Here is an 18,321-nt window from a genome sequence, read left to right as displayed (position 1 = left end):
AGAGCGCAGTACGCAACGGCGAGTACTACCTACCAGGTAGCTACCCGACGGTCGGGACCAGAGGTGAACGCCCAGCTCAAGACATGAGAATGCAGGTTCGCTCATGATCCAGTCTTCTTCGCATGCGTCGGATGCCGTCGCACCCGAAGGCCCTTTTCCCTTGTCCGCCGCCCAGCGCGGCATCTGGTTCGCCCAGCACATCGCGGGCGATACCCCCATCTCCATCGCCCAGTACGTGGAGCTGGCCGGCGCGGTCGACCTCGCGCTGCTGACCGACGCGGTCCAGCGGACCGGTCGTGAATTCGGTACCGGCTATCTGCGGCTGGTCGATATCGACGGCCATCCCCACCAGATCGTCGACCTGGATCTCGACGACGACATCGCCGAACTGGACCTGCGCGACCGCGCCGACCCGGAAGCTGCCGCGCACGCGTGGATGCGCGCCGAGTACACCGCACCACTGGATGTGATGCACGACCGATTGGTCCGCCTCGCCCTGCTCCGCGTCGCCGAGGATCGCTGGTTCTGGTATGCGCGGATGCACCACATCGTGCTGGACGGGATGGGCGCGCTGGCGCTGGTACAGCGCGTCGGCGAGCTCTACAACGCCGCCTTCGACGGCCGGGAGCCGCCGGCCACCAAGGCCGAGCCGTTGCAGAAGATCGTCGATGCCGATCTGGCCTACCGCACCTCCGACCGTTTCACGACCGACCGCGAATACTGGCGCGAGCACCTGGCCGCGCTGGCGGATCCGGTGACGCTCGCAGGCCGCGACGCCGAGGTCGACGCCCACCCCAACCGGGTATCGGGCGCTCTGCCCGCGGAGACCGGTGACCTGCTGGATGCTGTTGCGGCGTCGGTGAATTCGGGCGTCGCGCCGACGGTGGTCGCGGCGTTCGGCGCCTATCTCGCCGCGATGACCGGCGCGCCGGAAGTGGTGCTGAGCCTGCCGGTCTCCGCACGGACCTCGGCGACCCTGCGTCGTTCGGGCGGCATGCTCGCCAATGTCGTGCCGCTGCGCGTGCGCCTCGATCCCACCGCCACCGTCGGGGCGGCGATTCTCGCCGTGCAGAGCGAGCTGACCGGTGCGTTGCGCCGCCAGCGGTACCGCCAGGAGGACATCGTCCGCGATCTCGGCTGGGCGATGGACGAGGCGGCGTCGTTCGGTCCCGCCGTGAATCTGATGATGGTGGACACCAAAATCGCGCTGGGCCCGGTCGTCGGGCGGCTCCATGTGCTCACCTCCGGCCTGATCGACGACCTGTTCGTCAACCTGTACCCGGGCGTCGGCGGCGAGAGCACCCACATCGACCTACAGGGCAACGCGAACCTGTACAGCGACGCCGACCTGGCGGGCCATCACGAGCGATTCCTGCTGTTCCTGCATCGTTTCCTCGTCGCCGGACCGGACGCCCCGCTGTCGACGGTGCCCGTGCTCTCCGATGCCGAGCAGGCCGCCTCGGTGCCCGCGCGTGGCCCGGCCGGCGTGGCGACGCGCACTCTGCCCGAGATCCTCGCGGCGGGTGCCGCGATCGATCCGGACGCGGTGGCGCTGCGCTGGGGCGTCGACGACACACTGAGTTATCGCGCGGTCGACGACTACACGAATCGTCTGGCCCGGCTGCTGATCGCCGCCGGTGCCGGGCCTGAGCACGCTGTCGCACTGTCGATTCCGCGCTCCGCGGAGTCCGTGCTCGCCACCATCGCGGTGGCCAAGACCGGCGCGCCGTTCGTGCCCATCGATCCGACCTATCCCGACGATCGCATCGAGCACATGATCGACGACAGCGGGGTCGTCACCGGCTTGACGGTCGACGAGGTGCGAAAGTCCCTGCCCGACAAGGTCGATTGGCTCGCACTGGACGACGCGGCCACCGCCGCGGAACTCGCCACCCATGACCCCGCGCCGATCACCGATGCCGACCGCACTGCCGCGATCGCGCCGGATCAGGTCGCCTACATCATCTACACCTCCGGGTCGACCGGACTGCCCAAGGGCGTGCTGGTCTCGCATCGCGGCCTGGCGAACCTCGCGGCGAGTTCGGGGGCCGGGTTCGGGGTCGAGCCGGACTCTGTTGTGGCCCATGCGGTCTCGCCGAGTTTCGACATTTCGGTCGAAGAGATCGTGGTGACCCTGGCCGCGGGCGCCACCCTCGCGGTGGTCCCGCCGTCGGCATACGCGGGTGAGGACATGGCGCACGTGCTGCGCACCCACCGCGTCACCCATCTCAATGTCACTCCGGCTGTGGTCGGGTCACTCGATCCGGTGACGCTGCCCGACCTGCGCACGATCGTGGTCGGCGGTGACGCGTGCCCGCCGGAACTGGTGGCGAAATGGGCCGGCCGCTCGCTGATCAACGGGTACGGACCCACCGAGACGACCATCACCACCACCCTGAGCGAACCGCTGGTCCCCGGCGCCCCGGTGACGATCGGCAGCCTGGTCGGTGGCGTATCCGGCCTGGTACTCGACCCGTGGCTGCGTCCGGTACCGGCGGGCACCGTGGGTGAGCTGTACCTCGCGGGCCCCGGCGTCGCGCGTGGTTATCACCGGCGCAGCGGCTTGACCGCGAGCCGGTTCGTCCCGAATCCCCACGCACCCGGCGACCGGATGTATCGCACCGGCGATCTGGTGCGCTGGACCGACGCCGTGGGGCACGTCACCCTGGAATACCAGGGGCGCAGCGACTTCCAGGTGAAGGTGCGCGGCTACCGGATCGAGCTCGGCGAGATCGATGCCGCGTTGCAGCGGCTGCCCGAGATCGACTTCGCGATCACACTCGGTGTCGAGTCGCCGACCGGCGCCACCGCGCTCGTCGCCTATGTCACGGCCGAGCCGGGCGCCGATGTCCATCCCGAAGCCGTGAAAGCCGCTGTCGGCGAGACGCTTCCGGCCTATATGGTGCCCGCCGTCGTGATGGTGCTCGACCGGGTGCCGCTGACGCCGCTGGGCAAGGTGGACCGAAAGGCATTGCCCGCACCGGATTTCGGTGCCCGCGCGGTGGCGAGCCGGGCGCCGTCCACCCCGCGTGAGGAAGCCTTGGCCGCCCTCTTCGCCGAGGTGCTCGGACTCGACACGGTCGGTGTCGACGACAGTTTCTTCGCGCTCGGTGGCGACAGCATCGTGTCGATCCAGCTGGTCTCGCGGGCGAAGGCCGCCGGTATCTCGTTCAGCGCCCGCGATGTCTTCGAACGCAAGACGGTCGCCGCGCTCGCCGCTGTCGCCGACGACACCGAGGTGCACGTGGTGGACGAGCTGCCCGGTGGCGGGGTGGGTGCGGTAGAGCTCACCCCGATCGTGCACGCGATGGTCGAGCACCCGGACACCTGGGGACGCTACGGGCAGGCCGTCCTGATCGGGCTCCCCGACGGTTTCGACCGCCTGCGGCTCGCGGCGGCGCTACAGGTCCTGTTCGAGCACCACGATCTCCTGCGCTCCTCGCTGCGACCGATCCCGGACGGCTGGGAATGGACTGTCGCCGAACGGGGTTCGGTCGACGCCGCGGATCTGCTCGACGTGGTTCGCGCCGACACCGAGGACGCGGTCGATCGCGCGTTGCGGGACGCCGCGGATCTGCTCGATCCCACCGCGGGTGCGGTTGCCCGGTTCGTCCTGATGGAACGCGCCGACGCCACCCCGCTGTGCTGGCTGGTCTTGCACCATCTGGTCACCGACGGTATCTCCTGGCGAATCCTGCTGCCGGACTTGGCCACCGCGGCCTTCGGCGGCGCACTCGACCAGGTCGGCACCTCCTTCCGCCGCTGGGCGCACAGCCAGCCCGAGAACGCCACATCACGTCTCGACGAGCTGCCGATCTGGCAGCGAATCCTGGCCACGCCCGACCCGCCGTTCGCCCGGACCGACCGTCGGACCGCCGACAGCGCGAAGACCACCTCGGCTACTTCCGATCGGTCCGACGACACGGCGCAGATCGCCTCGCAGTCTGTCTCCTCCGAGCTGTCCGACCCCGCAACGGCGACCGTTTCGGCTCCTGGTGCCTTCGACCCCGCCCTCGATGTGGTCGCCACGATGGCGCAGTGGCAGACGACGGTGCCTTCGGACGTCGCACAGACCGTCTTGCACGGTGTGCCCGAGCAGTTCCATTGCGGCGCTGACGATGTGCTGCTGGCCGCCCTTGCCATGGCCGTGTGCCGGTGGCGTGACCGCACCGGCGCACTGCTGACGCTGGAGGGCCACGGCCGCGACGAATCCCTGCTGCCCGGCGCCGATGTCGCGCGCACGGTCGGCTGGTTCACCAGCGTGTACCCGGTCGCGCTCGACCTGACCGGGATCGATCTGGGCGACGCGCTCGCCGGTGGCCGTGCGGCGGGTTCGGCGATCAAGGCAGCCAAGGAGCAGTTGCGGTCGGTCCCCGATCGCGGTGTCGGCTTCGGCTTGCTCCGCTATCTGAACGACGAGTCCGCCGCGGCACTGGCCGACGCGCCGACACCCCAGCTGAGCTTCAACTATCTCGGCAGGGCGGTGACCGGCGAGGATCCGTGGGTACCGCAACGCTTCGCCGCGACCAACGACGACCGAGCCCCACTGGCCGCCGTCGTCGACATCAACGCGGTGCTGACCGATGCCGGACTGGAGGTCACCTGGGCCTACGCGAGCAGACTGCTCGACGAGGCCGACGTGCGCGAGTTGGCCGAGCTGTGGTCGCAGGCCCTGCGGGCACTGGTCACCCACGCCGGAACCGGTGACGCGGGAGGCCGCACGCCCTCGGATTTCGCGCTCGTCACGGTCGATCAGCCGCAGATCGAGCGCTGGGAGCACGCCTACCCGACGCTCACCGACGTCTGGCCGCTCTCGCCGCTGCAATACGGCCTGCTCTTCCACGCGCTCTACGACTCCGACACCGCCGACGGTTACACGGTCCAATCGCTGCTCACCCTCGCGGGCACGGTCGACGCCGCCCGGCTGCGCGGTGCCGCGCAGGCGCTCGTCGATCGGCACGAGAACCTGCGCGTGGCCTTCGTCGAGACCGACGACGGCCCACGTCAACTCGTCCTGTCCGCCGCCGAGATCCGCTGGGAAGAAGTAGATCTCACCGAGATCGCCGACGAAGACCAGCGGGCCGTCGAGCTCGATCGAGTGATCGGGCTCGACGCGCTGACCCGCTTCGACCTGACCCGGCCCCCGTTGCTCCGCTTCACCCTGATCAGGACCGGCGCGGAAACGTTGCGTCTCATCATGACCAATCACCATCTGGTGCTGGACGGTTGGTCGACGCCGCTGCTGGTTCGGGAGCTGCTCACCCTGTACGTCACCGCGGGCGACGCGTCGATGTTGCCGCCCGCCCAGTCCTATCGCGACTTCCTGTCCTGGCTCGCAGACCTGGACACAGAGGCCTCGCTGTCCGCGTGGAAACAGGCCATGGCCGGGATCGACACGCCGACCCGCGCCGTCCCCACCCTCGCCGGGATCGAGTCGACCGAGACCGCGATGCTCTCGCACGATCTGTCCTCCGCCACGGTCGCGGTACTCGAATCCGCGGCCAGGGAAGCGGGTGCGACCGTGAACACGCTGGTGCAGGCCGGTTGGTCGCTGCTGCTGGCCATGCTCACCGGTCGCACCGATGTGGTGTTCGGCGCCACGGTGTCCGGTCGGCCGCCGGAGCTGCCCGGTGTCGAGGAGATGGTCGGGCTGTTCATCAACACCGTCCCGGTGCGGGTGACGCTGGATCCGTCGGAGAAGGTCTCCGACCTGCTGGCCCGCGTGCAGGCCGAGCAGGCGCGGCTCATGGACCACCAGCACGTCGGCCTCGCCGCCATCCACCGCGTTGTCGGGTTGGCCGAATTGTTCGACACTCTCACCGTTTTCGAGTCCTACCCCATCGATCGCGAGGCGCTGTCGCAGGCCTTGGACATCGCGGGCATGCGAGTGCTCGATGTCGAGGGCACCGACGCCACGCCGTACCCGTTGAACCTCATGGTGATTCCGCTGCGCGGCGAGGCCGGAGCGGGCGACGCCCTGCGCATCACCGTGAAGTTCATGGCCGATCAGCTGGAACCCGCTGCGGCACAGACACTCCTGGACCGGTTCGTCCGGGTGCTCGCCCAACTCGCCGAGAATCCGCATGCCCTGGTCTCGCAACTGCGAAACTGCAGCGACGCCGAATTGGCCACGCTCGCACCGGTTCACGGGCCACCGCCCTTGCCGATGCGCACGCTGCCCGACATCCTCACAGCGGGCGCGCGCATCGATCCCGACGCGATCGCGGTCAGCTCGGGCGAGCTGCGGATGAGTTACGGCGACCTCGACGCGTGGTCCAACCGATTCGCCCGGGTCCTGCTGCGTCGCGGGATCGGGCCCGAGATCTTCGTCGTGCTCGCGCTCACCCGGTCGCTGGAATCGGTGGTCGCCGTGTGGGCGCTGGCCAAGACGGGGGCGGCCTTCGTCCCGCTGGATCCGAGCTATCCGGTGGAGCGGATCGAGCACATGCTCACCGATTCGAAGGCCCCGATCGGCGTCACTGTGACGGCCACCGGCGAAGACCTGCCCGGGTCCATCGACTGGCTGCTGCTCGACGACCTGAACACCATGCGCCGCGCCATGCTGGTCTCCGACGCGCCGATCACCGACGCCGAACGCGGCGGCCCGCTCGATATCGACCACACGGCCTACCTGATCTACACCTCCGGTTCGACCGGCAAGCCGAAGGCGGTTCTCCTCAGTCATCGTGGCATCGCGAATCTCGTTGCCGCCCAGCGTGAAACCCTGGCTCTCGACCCGACCGCCAGTGCGCTGCAGGTCGCCTCCCCCAGCTTCGACGCCTCGGTCTTCGAGATGCTGACCGCGCACGCCGCGGGTGGACGCCTGGTCGTCTCGCCGCCAGAGGTCTACGGCGGCGGCGAACTCGAGACGCTGCTGCGCACCGAGCGGGTCACCCATGCGGTGATCACCCCGTCGGCGCTGGCAACGATGGAGCCCACCGATCTCACCGAACTGCGGGTGCTGTCGGTGGCCGGTGAGGCGGCCACCCCCGAACTCATCGAGAAGTGGGCCGCGGGCAGGCGGATGGTGAATCTGTACGGCCCCACCGAGTTCAGCATCTGGGCGACCGGCCCCGCCGAACTGATCCCCGGCGAGCCGGTCACCATCGGCGGACCGATTCGCGGTGCGGCACTGGTGGTGCTGGACAGCTGGTTGCGTCCGGTGCCGGCCGGTATCGCCGGTGAGCTGTATCTGGCCGGGCCCGCGCTGGCGCGCGGCTACTTCAACCGCTTCGAGATGACCGCGAGCCGGTTCGTCGCCAACCCGTTCGGGGTCGCCGGGGAACGGATGTACCGGACGGGCGACATGGTGCGCTGGGTCGCGGGCGAGAACGCCGCGCTCACCCTGGAATACCTGGGCCGCAGCGACTTCCAGGTCAAGATCCGCGGCCTGCGGATCGAACTCGGCGAGATCGACGCGGTGCTCTCGCGCGACGACGAGGTCGACTACGCGGTGACGATCGGGCGCGAAGGACCGGCGGGCGCCACCGTGCTCGTGTCCTACGTGCTTCCCGTGCCGGAGGTCGCACTCGACACCGAACGGTTGCGCGCCGAGGTCGCGGCGGAACTGCCGGGATACATGGTGCCCGCCTATGTCGTTGTCCTGGACGATATCCCGCTCACCCCGGTCGGCAAACTGGACCGCAAAGCCCTGCCGATACCGGACTTCTCGGCCACCCAGCAGTCCTATCTCGCACCGCGCACACCGATCGAACAGGACGTCGCCGCGGTGTTCGCCGATGTCCTCGGCAGCGAACGGGTGAGCGTCGATCAGTCCTTCTTCGAACTCGGCGGCAACTCGCTGAGCGCGACGAAGGTTGTCGCGCGGGTCAATTCGGCTCTGGGTTCCACCATCGCTCTGCGGGATCTGTTCGACGCGCCGAGCGTCGCCCAGCTCTCGGCGCGGGTCGTCCCCGCCGCCGAGGGCAGTCCGGGCAGGCCCGCCCTGGCTCCACGCCTGCGCCCGGACCGCATCCCCCTGTCCCCCGCCCAGCAGCGCATGTGGGTACTCAACCAACTCGACCCCGACTCGTCGGCCTACAACATCGCGATCGCTCTGCGCCTCACCGGCACCCTCGAGGTGGAAGCCATGCGCCGCGCACTCGCCGACGTGGTCGAACGTCAGGAAAGCCTGCGCACCCGCTACCCCGCCGACGCCGAGGGCCCGCGTCAGGTCGTCGTCGGCATCGACACCGCGGTCCCGTCGATGCCGCTGGTCGACACCGAAGACGGTGCGCCACTGCGTGAGCAGATCAACGAACTGGCAGGCACCGGCTTCGACCTCACCCGTCAGGCACCACTGCGTGTCGGCCTGTTCCGCCTCAACAGTCGCCCAGCCGAGACCGGACCCCACAATGCCCATCGATCCGAAGACCCTGTGCCAGTGCATGTCATCGTCCTCGTCGTACACCACATCAGCGCAGACGGCGCTTCGATGGCCCCGTTGGCGGCGGACCTGGTCGCCGCCTACTCGGCGCGGGTGTCGGGCAGAGCTCCCACGCAGCCCCCGCTCACGGTGCAGTACGCGGACTTCGCGCTGTGGCATCGCGAGCTTCTCGGCAGCGCGACGGATTCGGAGTCCGTGGCAGCACAGCAGATCCGGTATTGGCGCGAAACACTCGCGGGCGCACCGGATGCGCTGGAACTCCCCACCGATCGCCCCCGTCCGGCGGTGCAGACCATGAGCAGCGACGATGTCGACTTCATCGTCGACGAACAGACCCACCGTGCGCTGATCGACTTCGCCGCCGCGAACAACGTCAGCGTCTTCATGGTCGTCCACGCCGCCCTCGCGGTGCTCTTGGCCCGACTCGGCGGCACCGGCGATGTCGTCATCGGCACGCCGGTCGCGGGTCGCGGTGAGGCCGCGCTGGACGATCTCGTCGGCATGTTCGTCAACACCTTGGCCCTGCGCACGCACGTCGACCCCGGCACCGGCTTCCGCCAGCTGCTCGCCACCGTCCGCAGCACCGACCTCGACGCCTTCGGCCACGCCGACGTACCGTTCGAGCAGCTCGTCGCGGCACTCGACCCCACCCGGTCGACCGCCCATCACCCGCTGTTCCAGGTGTCGCTGTCGCTGCAGAACTTCATCGAACCGGTGCTCGAACTGCCCGGACTGCGTTTCGAAGTCGAGGACTTCGACCGCCGCTCCTCGGCCTTCGACCTCACCCTGGACCTGCGCGAACGTTTCGACGAGACCGGCCCGACAGGCATCGACGGTGTCCTCACCTACGCGACAGACCTGTTCGACGCCGCCACGGTCACCTCGTTCGCGGCAAGATGGCGGCAGGTGCTCGCCACCGTCCTCACCGACATCGACATCCGCCTCGCCGATATCGACATCCTCGCCGAATCCGAACGCGCGGAACTCATCCCGGTCCACGGCCCCTCCACTGCGGGCACGACGACCTTGGCCGACCTGCTCACCGCCACCGCGGCGACCTTCCCCGACCGACCAGCACTGGTTGCCGACACCGCGACGGCCACCGCGACCCACGCCGCCCCGGTCACCGACACCACCTACGGTGCGCTGAACGCCCGGTCGAATCAGTTGGCCAGGTTGCTGATCGAGGCAGGTGCGCAGACAGAATCTGTGGTCGCTCTCGGCCTCCCCCGTTGCGCCGAACTCCACACCGGCATCTGGGCGGCGGCGAAGGTGGGCGCGGCGTTCCTGCCGGTCGACCCGAAACACCCGGCGGACCGCATCGACCACATGCTCACCGATTCCGGCGCGCGAGTCGGAATCACCCTCGCCGAGTACCGACCGAAACTGTCCGACGCCACCCGCTGGCTGATCCTGGACGACCCCGGCTTCGCCACCCGCTTGGACGCCACCGACGACGCAGACCTCACCCCCGAGGAACTGCCGGTTCCGATCAGGGTCGAGAACCCGGCGTGGATGATCTACACCTCCGGCTCCACCGGCACCCCGAAGGGCGTCACCGTCACCCATCGCGGCGTGGCCGACCTGGTCGCCTCCCAGCGCACCGACCTCGCCCTCGACGAACACGCCCGGGTGATGCAGGTGGCCTCGCCGAGCTTCGACGCGTCGATCTTCGAGGCGCTCATGGCCTTCGGCTGCGGCGGCGCCTCGGTGATCGCCCCGCCGGATGTCTTCGGCGGCGCCCCCCTCGCGGCCCTGATCGCCGCCGAGCAGGTCACCCATATGGTGATCACGCCGTCGGCACTGGCCACCATCGACCCCGCCGACGTGTCGAGCCTGCGGGTGCTCGCGGTCGCGGGTGAGGCGGTCGGCCCCGATCTGGTCGCGCGCTGGTGCGGCGGTGCCGGCGGGCGGACGATGGTCAACCTGTACGGCCCGACCGAATACACCATCTGGGCAACAGGTTCCGAGCCGCTGTCCGCTGCGGAGCCGGTTACCATCGGCTCTCCCGTTCGCGGTGCGTCCGCACTCGTCCTCGATGACCGCCTGCGCCCGGTACCCGTCGGCGTCGCGGGTGAGCTGTACCTCGCGGGCACCGCCCTCGCACGGTGCTACCACGCGCGGCCGAGCTTGACGGCAGCACGATTCATCGCCAATCCCTTCGGCCGCCCGGGCGCAGGCCTTTATCGCACAGGCGACCTGGTGCGGTGGACTCGCACCACCAGCCCCGCTCGATCCGGTGATCCCGCTGATTCACCGACCCGACTGGCGCTGGAATACCTGGGCCGCACCGACTTCCAGGTCAAGGTGCGCGGCCAGCGCATCGAGCTCGGCGAGATCGACGCGGTGCTCGGCGCCATCGACGGTGTCGATCTCGCTGTGACGCTGGGTGTTCCGGGCCCCACCGGTTCCACCGCCCTCGCCGCCTACCTGGTACGCATGCCCGGCGCCGACCTCGACATCGCACATATCCGCGCCCTCGCCGCCGACACGCTCCCCGCTTACATGGTGCCCGCCGCTTTCGTGGTGCTGGACGAGATCCCCATCAACGCGGTCGGCAAACTCGACCGAAAAGCGCTGCCGGATCCGGTGTTCGTCACCGACGACACCCCGTACCGCGCACCGGAGACACCGACCGAACTGGTACTCGCCGACGTCTACGCCGAACTGCTCGGCCGTCCACAGGTCGGCATCGACGACTCGTTCTTCGCCCTCGGCGGCGACAGCATCCTCGCCATCCAGCTCGTGACCCAGGCGAAGCTGCGCGGCGTGCACTGCACGCCGTTGCAGGTCTTCGAACACCGCACGGTGACGGCGCTCGGCGCGGCCGTCGATGCCGCCGAGACGGTGGAAGCGCTGGCCGAACTGCCCGGTGGGGGCACCGGTGACCTGCCGCTGACACCGATCGTGCGCTACATGGTCGAACGCGGCGGCGATTTCGACCGGTTCGCCCAGACCGCGGTCTTGGAACTGCCCGTCGGCATCGAACGCGCGCAACTCGTCGCCACTGTCTCGGCCGTGATCGACCGGCACGACATGCTGCGAGCCCGCCTGTGGGCAGCCGAGGACGGCTGGCGGCTGCGCGTGGCCGACCCCGGTTCGATCGAGGTCGACGCACTGGTGCACCGCACGGCCTTCGACGCCGCCATCGACCCGATCGAGCTGCGCGAATACGCCCAGACCGAGCTCGACTCCGCGATGAACCGACTGAATCCGGCGGACGGGGTCGTCCTGCAGTTCGTGTGGCTGGATCCGGTCGGCGACGCCGGTGCGCACACCGGGCCCGGACGCCTGATCATCGTCGCGCACCATCTCGCGATCGACAGCGTGTCGTGGCGAATCCTGGTGCAGGACTTGATCGCCGCCTGGGCCCAGGTCTCGGCGGGCGCCACCCCGACCCTCCCGGACATCGGCACGTCGATGCGGCGTTGGTCGCACGCCATGACCGAGCAGGCCCGTTCCGAGCGGCGCCGCGCCGAACTCCCGTACTGGCAAGCGGTGGTGAACGGCCCCGACCCGCTGCTCGGCGCCCGTCACCTCGATCCGGGCACCGATCAGGGGCAGACCGTCCGCCGCCTCGACGTCGAGGTCGACGAAGACACCACGACAGCGCTGCTCACCACCCTGCCCCGCCTGTTCCAGGGCAGTGTCACCGACGCGCTGTTCGCCACTCTGGCCGTGGCGCTGGTGCGCTGGCGTGCGCGCAGAGGCGTGGACGAGCCCTCGGCGCTGCTGCGTCTGGAAGGCCATGGCAGACAGGAAGAAGTCGTGCCCGGCGCCGACCTGTCGCGGACCATCGGCTGGTTCACGAACCTGTACCCGGTGCGCCTGGATCTCGCCGACATCGACATCGACGACGCGCTGGCGGGCGGCCCGGCCATGGGCGCGGCCATCCGCCGGGTCAAGCACGACCTGCTCGCGGTCCCCGACAAGGGCATCGGATTCGGCCTGCTGCGCTACCTGAATCCCGCAGCGGCCGAGCACCTTCCGACTCCGCTCCCCGGCCAGATCTGCGTGAACTACCTGGGCAGGCACACCTCGGTCGACACACCACCCGGCCTCGAAGGTCTCGGCTGGCTACCCACCGACGCGCTCGGTGATCTCGAGGCGGCCGAGCATCCGGAGGTGCCGATCATGTCGCCGATCGATATCAACGCCATGGTCGTCGGCAACCGGCTGCGGGCCGACTTCGGTTACGCGGCACAGCTGCTGGATCGTGAGGACGTCGCCGAACTGGCGAATCTCTGGGTCGAGGCACTCGACGCGGCAGCGCGGTTCGCCGAAACCCCCGCGGCCCAGACCGCTTCGGCCGACGAGGCCGCCGCCATGACCGCGCGCACGGCAGCGGTCGTGGAGCCCGGCCCGACCGGACTCGGTCTCGACGTGCTGCTGCCGATCCGCCCCGACGGCGACCGACCCGCGCTGTTCTGCGTCCACTCCTCCTCCGGAATGTCGTGGAGCTACCTGGGATTCGCCGAACAGCTACGGCCGGGCCGCCCGATCTACGGGCTGCAGGCGCCCGATCTCAGCGGCCGCGAACCCTCCGCGCGCTCCATCGAGGAGTTCGCCCGGCGCTACGTGCGCGAGATCCGCGCGGTGCAGCCGAGCGGCCCCTACCACCTGCTCGGCTGGTCCTTCGGCGGACTCATCGTCCAGGCCATGGCGGTGGAACTGAGGGCGGCGGGCGAGCGGGTCGGCGTCGTGGCGCTCCTGGACACCGATACCGCCGATATCGACGGCGACACCATCGAGCGTCTCTCGCCGGGCGCCTTCATCAACACCTTCGGCGCCATCTTCGGCATCGACGACGTGCCCGCCGAATCGACCGCCGAACAAGCGGCCGAGCTGATCACCGCCCGACTCGGCGGGGTCGAGCTCATCGACGCGGCCACCATCGAGCGCATGGCGGGCTCCTACAACGCCTCCGCGGGCACCCGGACCGGATATCAGCGCCCGGTCTACCACGGCGACGTCGTCTATTTCCGCGCCACGGTCGATCCCGCCGAATGGATGGGACCCGACGGGTGGCGGCCCTACGTCACCGGCGACATCACCGACCACGACGTCGACGTGACCCACGACGACATGACCAATCCCTACGCATTGTCGGTCATCTCGCCACTGCTCGATGACCACTTGGAAGCAGGAGACCGGATATGAGCGTCGAACACACTCTCGTGCAGAGCAACCCGCGCACCGGCGGTGTCGTGGTCGAAGGGATCGAGAAGTCCTTCGGCGACGTGCACGCCCTGCGCGGTGTCGATTTCGAGGCCGCACCCGGTGAGGTGCTCGGCATCCTCGGCCCCAACGGAGCAGGCAAGACGACGATGGTGAACGTCCTGTCCACCCTCGTCACGCCCGACAGCGGGCGGGCGGTGGTCGCAGGCCACGATGTCGTCGCCGACCCCGCCGCGGTGCGCAAACGCATCATGCTGACCGGGCAGTACGCCGCGCTCGACGACATGCTCAGCGGCTACGAGAACCTCGTCATGTTCGGCAGGCTGATGGGGCTGCGCAAACCGGCGGCACAGGCCAGGGCCAGGGAACTGCTCGGCGAATTCGATCTGGAGAAGGCCGCGAATCGGCGCGTCGGCACCTACTCGGGCGGCATGCGGCGCCGCATCGATATCGCGTGCGGACTGGTGGTGCGGCCCGACGTCGTCTTCCTCGACGAGCCGACCACCGGCCTCGACCCCCGCAGCAGGCAGGGCGTCTGGGATCTGGTGCGCAGCTTCAAGACCGCGGGGATCACCACTCTGCTCACCACCCAGTACCTGGAGGAGGCTGACGCGCTCAGCGACCAGATCATCGTGATCGATCACGGCGTGGTGATCGCGTCCGGCACCGCGGACGAGCTGAAACACCGTACCGGCGGCAGCTACTGCGAGATCGTGCCGCTGGATCTGGAAGGGCTACCGACCATCGTCGCCGCGCTCGGCTCGCTGCTTCCCACGGAGAACCTGGCCGCGCTCACCCCCGAATCGGATCGCATCACCATCCCCGCGCCCGACGGTGCCAAGACACTCGCCGAGGCCCTGCGCAGACTCGACAACGCCTCGGTCGAGCTCGTCGACATCGCCCTGCGCAGACCCTCGCTCGACGATGTGTTCCTGCAGCTCACCGGTCACCTCGCCTCGACCGAGGACGAATCGGCGGCCACCCCATGACCGCCATCACCTGGAACACCTCCGTGCGCGCGACACCGGAGACGGTGCAGCAGTGGTGGGTCCTGAGCACCCGGCTGATCGTGCCCTCGATCAAATCCGGCGAGTTCCTCGCCTCGGTGCTCGCGCCCGCGGCCTTCACGGCCAGCTTCTACATCCCGCTGAAAACGGTGATGACGTTCTCCGGCAACGGTTTCAGCAGCTACGCCCAGTACATGATGCCGCTGGTGATCCTGCAGGCCGCCGCGTTCACCGCCATCTCGGCGGCGTTCCGCTCGGCCACCGATTCCGTGGCCGGGCTCAACCGCCGCTTCGGCGCGATGCCGCTGCGCCCGCTGGTTCCGGTCGCGGCGCGGATGTCGGCCAACCTGTTCCGGCTGCTCATCTCGTTGGCCGCGGGGATCGCCGCGGGCTATGTGATCGGTTTCCGGTTCCGGCTCGACGCCGCGCATACCCTCGGCTATCTGGCGTTCTCGGTACTCATCGGACTGGCGTTCACCCTCGGCGCGGATGTGATCGGCACGCTGTCCAAGAGCCCCGAGGCCACCTCGCAGGCGCTGCTGCTGCCCCCGTTGATCTTCGGCATGCTCTCGACCGGTCTCGCACCGGCGAGCCAGTTCCCGGAGTGGATCCAGTGGTTCGTGCGCAATCAACCGGTTTCCCAGTTCGCGATCGTGTTGCGCGCGCTGGCCGGTGACACCAAGGGCAACGCCGGGACGGTGACCTGGTCGCTGGTGACCCCGTCGCTGCTCTGGCTCGCCGCCATGGTGGCGATCTGCGCGCCGGTGGCCATCCGGCTGAGTTCGAGGAGGGCCTGATGGCAGAACAATCGGAGACCTCGGCGGTGTCGCTGGTGCGGCACACGCTGATCCAGACCGAGCGGCTGCTGGTGCGCTGGGCACGCAACCCGGTGACGCTGCTCGAGACCCTGCTCATCCCGTGTCTGCTGCTGGTGATGCTCAACATCGTGGTGGGCGGTCAGATCGAGAAGTTCACCGGCGACGATGCCCTCTACGGCTCGGTGCCGATGGTCGCCCTCGTCGGCGCGCTGTCCGGCGCCGTCGCGAGCGGCGTGCTGCTCGGCCGTGAACGCGACGCGGGTCTGCTGGCCAAATTCTGGGTGCTGCCCGTGCATCGTGCGTCGGGCCTGATCTCGCGCATCCTCGCCGAAGGCTGCCGGATCCTGCTCGGCACCGTGGCGGTGCTGATCGTGGGCTACCTGCTCGGCTTCCGCTTCCACCACGGTCCACTGGCCGGCCTCGTATTCCTGGCGATCCCCGTGGTGTTCGGACTCGCCTTCGCCACCATGGTCACCGCCGTCGCCGTCTACAGCGCGAAGGCCTCACTGGTCGAGGGCATCACGATCCTCGCCTCGCTGATGATGTTCTTCAGCACCGGATTCGTGCCGCTCGTCGCCTTCCCGACCTGGATTCAGCCGGTGGTGCGCTACCAGCCGATGTCGGTGGCCGTCGACGCGATGCGCGGACTGTCCGACAAGGGTCCCGTCGCCGTGCCCCTGCTGCTGACCCTCGCCTGGTCCGGCGCCGCGCTCCTGGTGTTCGCCGTGCCCGCCGCCATCGGCTTCCGGCGGGCGAGCCGCCGGTAGCTCGGCCCGCGGCATTCGCGCCGCCGGCTACGCAGTACCCTCGTGCGCATGCTGGCGAGCGTCCGAAACCGCACCCGATTCCGTCGCACCGCAGAGCAGGGCGGGCGCGTCCGCTCACGCGGCGTCGTCGTGGCTGCCGCGTTGCTGTGCGCCGCCGTGTTCACCGCGGGATGCGCGGACAAGCACGATGACGCGAGCACGATCATCCGCACCACCACGAATATCGCCGGTGCGGGCGTGGTCGGGGCCGATCGCGACACCGCGACCGCGTGCCCGTTGCCGAGCGCGCCCGACGCCGGCTCCGGCGGCACCCGAACGGTCACTCACACCGCCGGTACCTCGCAGGTTCCCGCCGACCCGCAACGCATCGTCGTGCTCACCACCTCGGCGCTCGACGCGGCCTGCGCGGTCGGTCTGTGGGAGCGCGTCGCGGGCGCGGTGACCCTCGACGGCGACCGTTCGCAGCCCATGTATCTGGGTTACGGCGTAGTGAAAGTACCCAGCATCGGACCGATCGGTCAGCCCGATCCGGCTCGGATCGCCGAGCTGAAGCCCGATCTGATCCTCGGCGACGTCGCACCGGCCGCAGGCGGGTACGAGGCGCTGAGCAAGATCGCCCCCACCGTGCTGATCGGTGCCGGCGGCAGCTGGCAGTCCGATTTCGCCGCCTATTCCGCGGGCATGAACCGCAACGATGCCGCCGAGACCGCCCTGCAGAACTACCTCACCGAGGCCCACGACCTCGGCCCCGCGCTGAACGCGAGCCAGTCCCAGGCTTCGGTGCTGCGCTTCACCGCCGACACCACGCAGGTCCAGGGCGCCGAAACCTTCGCCGCCCAAGTCCTGTCCGATGTCGGCGTCCAGCGCCCGACCGCCCAGCGCGGACCGTCCTTCGACATCACCGAAACCGACCTCGCCACCAAGGCCGAAGGCGACATCATCTACGTGATGTTCGACGGCCCGGACGGCGAGAAACACGGCAAACAGGTCCTGCGCTCCGACCAGTTCGAGGAATTGGGCGCCTCGACCGACAAGCGTGTCTTCGCGGTCGACGACAAGATCTGGCACACGACAGGTCTCACCGCCGCACGCGCGGTCCTCACCGACCTGCGCAACAGCCTCAACGGCTACGTCACCGACTGACTCCCAGCCGGCTCCCAGCGTGTTCGCAGTCCCAGCGCAGGCCACCTGCTTAGCGTGGTCGCCAACAAGGCAGCGAAGGAGCAGCTATGGACGAGCACGATCTGGGACTGGGACACGATCTTCGAGTGATGTCACGGCGGCGAGCGCTGAGTTTCCTCGGCGTCGCCGGGGTCGCGGCAGCGGCGGCGGGTTGCGCGGCCTCGACCGAGGGCTCCGGCACGAGCACGAGCTCGGCCGACGGCACCACCTCCGCGTCCGCGCAGACCCCCGCCGCGGCACCGCAGGAGACGGCGGGCCCCTACCCCGGTGACGGTTCCAACGGACCCAATGTCCTGATCGAATCCGGCGTGGTGCGCTCCGACATCACCACCAGTTTCGGCACGTATTCCGGTACCGCCCAGGGTGTTCCGATGACACTCACCCTGAATCTGCGCGACCTCGTGAAGAACGCGGCAGGCACCGGAATGGCGGTCTACGTCTGGCATTGCGACCGCGAGGGCCGATACTCCCTCTACACCGAGGGCGCCACCGAACAGAACTACCTGCGCGGCGTCCAGGTGGCCGACGACGACGGCACCGTACGGTTCACCTCGATCTTCCCCGCCTGCTACGCCGGTCGCTGGCCACATATCCACTTCGAGGTCTACGACTCCCTCGCCACCGCGGTCGCGGGCGACAACGCCCGACTCACCTCCCAGATCGCCCTTCCCCAAGACGCGTGCACCGCCGTCTTCGACGCCGACTCGGGCTATGTGAACAGCACCCGCAATCTGTCCGGCGTGACCCTCGCCTCCGACGGCGTCTTCGGCGACGGCTGGGATGCCGAACTGGCCACCGTCACCGGCACCCCCACCACCGGCATGTCCGTCTCCCTCACCGTCGGCGTAGCGGCCAAGTCTCAGAACACCCAGTCCGGCAACGGTTTCCCGGGCTCGCCCCCGTCGGGCAACGGCGCGCCGGGCGGCCCACCACCCGGCGGCCGAGCACCCCGCTGACGAGTCGGCGGAAACTGACTCTCGAAC

6 protein-coding genes are annotated in these 18,321 nt (G+C 69.2%); all 6 read left to right on the top strand.

Features of this window, described 5'->3' with window-relative positions; genetic code table 11:
• Positions 1-103 precede the first annotated feature (103 nt).
• The 6 genes from ACFVJ5_RS17180 (at position 104) to ACFVJ5_RS17155 (ending at position 18,294) form a co-directional block, all read left to right on the top strand.
• Complete coding sequence (locus ACFVJ5_RS17180; protein WP_379221133.1) at positions 104-13,546, top strand: amino acid adenylation domain-containing protein; 13,443 nt, start codon at positions 104-106, stop codon at positions 13,544-13,546.
• Entirely contained in the window at positions 13,543-14,553 is a 1,011-nt protein-coding gene (locus ACFVJ5_RS17175; protein ID WP_379221131.1) for an ATP-binding cassette domain-containing protein, read from the top strand. Before ACFVJ5_RS17180 ends, ACFVJ5_RS17175 begins: the two co-directional genes overlap by 4 nt.
• Positions 14,550-15,368, top strand: coding sequence for an ABC transporter permease (locus tag ACFVJ5_RS17170; RefSeq protein WP_378633218.1), 819 nt, complete (start codon positions 14,550-14,552; stop codon positions 15,366-15,368). The genes ACFVJ5_RS17175 and ACFVJ5_RS17170 overlap by 4 nt, the downstream gene beginning before the upstream one ends.
• Complete coding sequence (locus tag ACFVJ5_RS17165; RefSeq protein ID WP_379221129.1) at positions 15,368-16,156, top strand: ABC transporter permease; 789 nt, start codon at positions 15,368-15,370, stop codon at positions 16,154-16,156. Before ACFVJ5_RS17170 ends, ACFVJ5_RS17165 begins: the two co-directional genes overlap by 1 nt.
• Before the next feature lie 48 nt (positions 16,157-16,204).
• Positions 16,205-17,299: an ABC transporter substrate-binding protein gene (locus ACFVJ5_RS17160; RefSeq protein WP_379221127.1), complete on the top strand. Its 1,095-nt coding sequence runs from the start codon at positions 16,205-16,207 to the stop codon at positions 17,297-17,299.
• A gap of 86 nt (positions 17,300-17,385) precedes the next feature.
• Complete coding sequence (locus ACFVJ5_RS17155; RefSeq protein ID WP_379221125.1) at positions 17,386-18,294, top strand: dioxygenase; 909 nt, start codon at positions 17,386-17,388, stop codon at positions 18,292-18,294.
• The last annotated feature ends 27 nt before the right edge of the window (positions 18,295-18,321 follow it).

The organism is Nocardia sp. NPDC127606, assembly GCF_042671725.1.
Lineage (GTDB): Bacteria > Actinomycetota > Actinomycetes > Mycobacteriales > Mycobacteriaceae > Nocardia.
The sequence above is the reverse complement of the archived record's forward strand: the minus strand, read 5'-3'. Positions and strand labels throughout refer to the sequence as shown.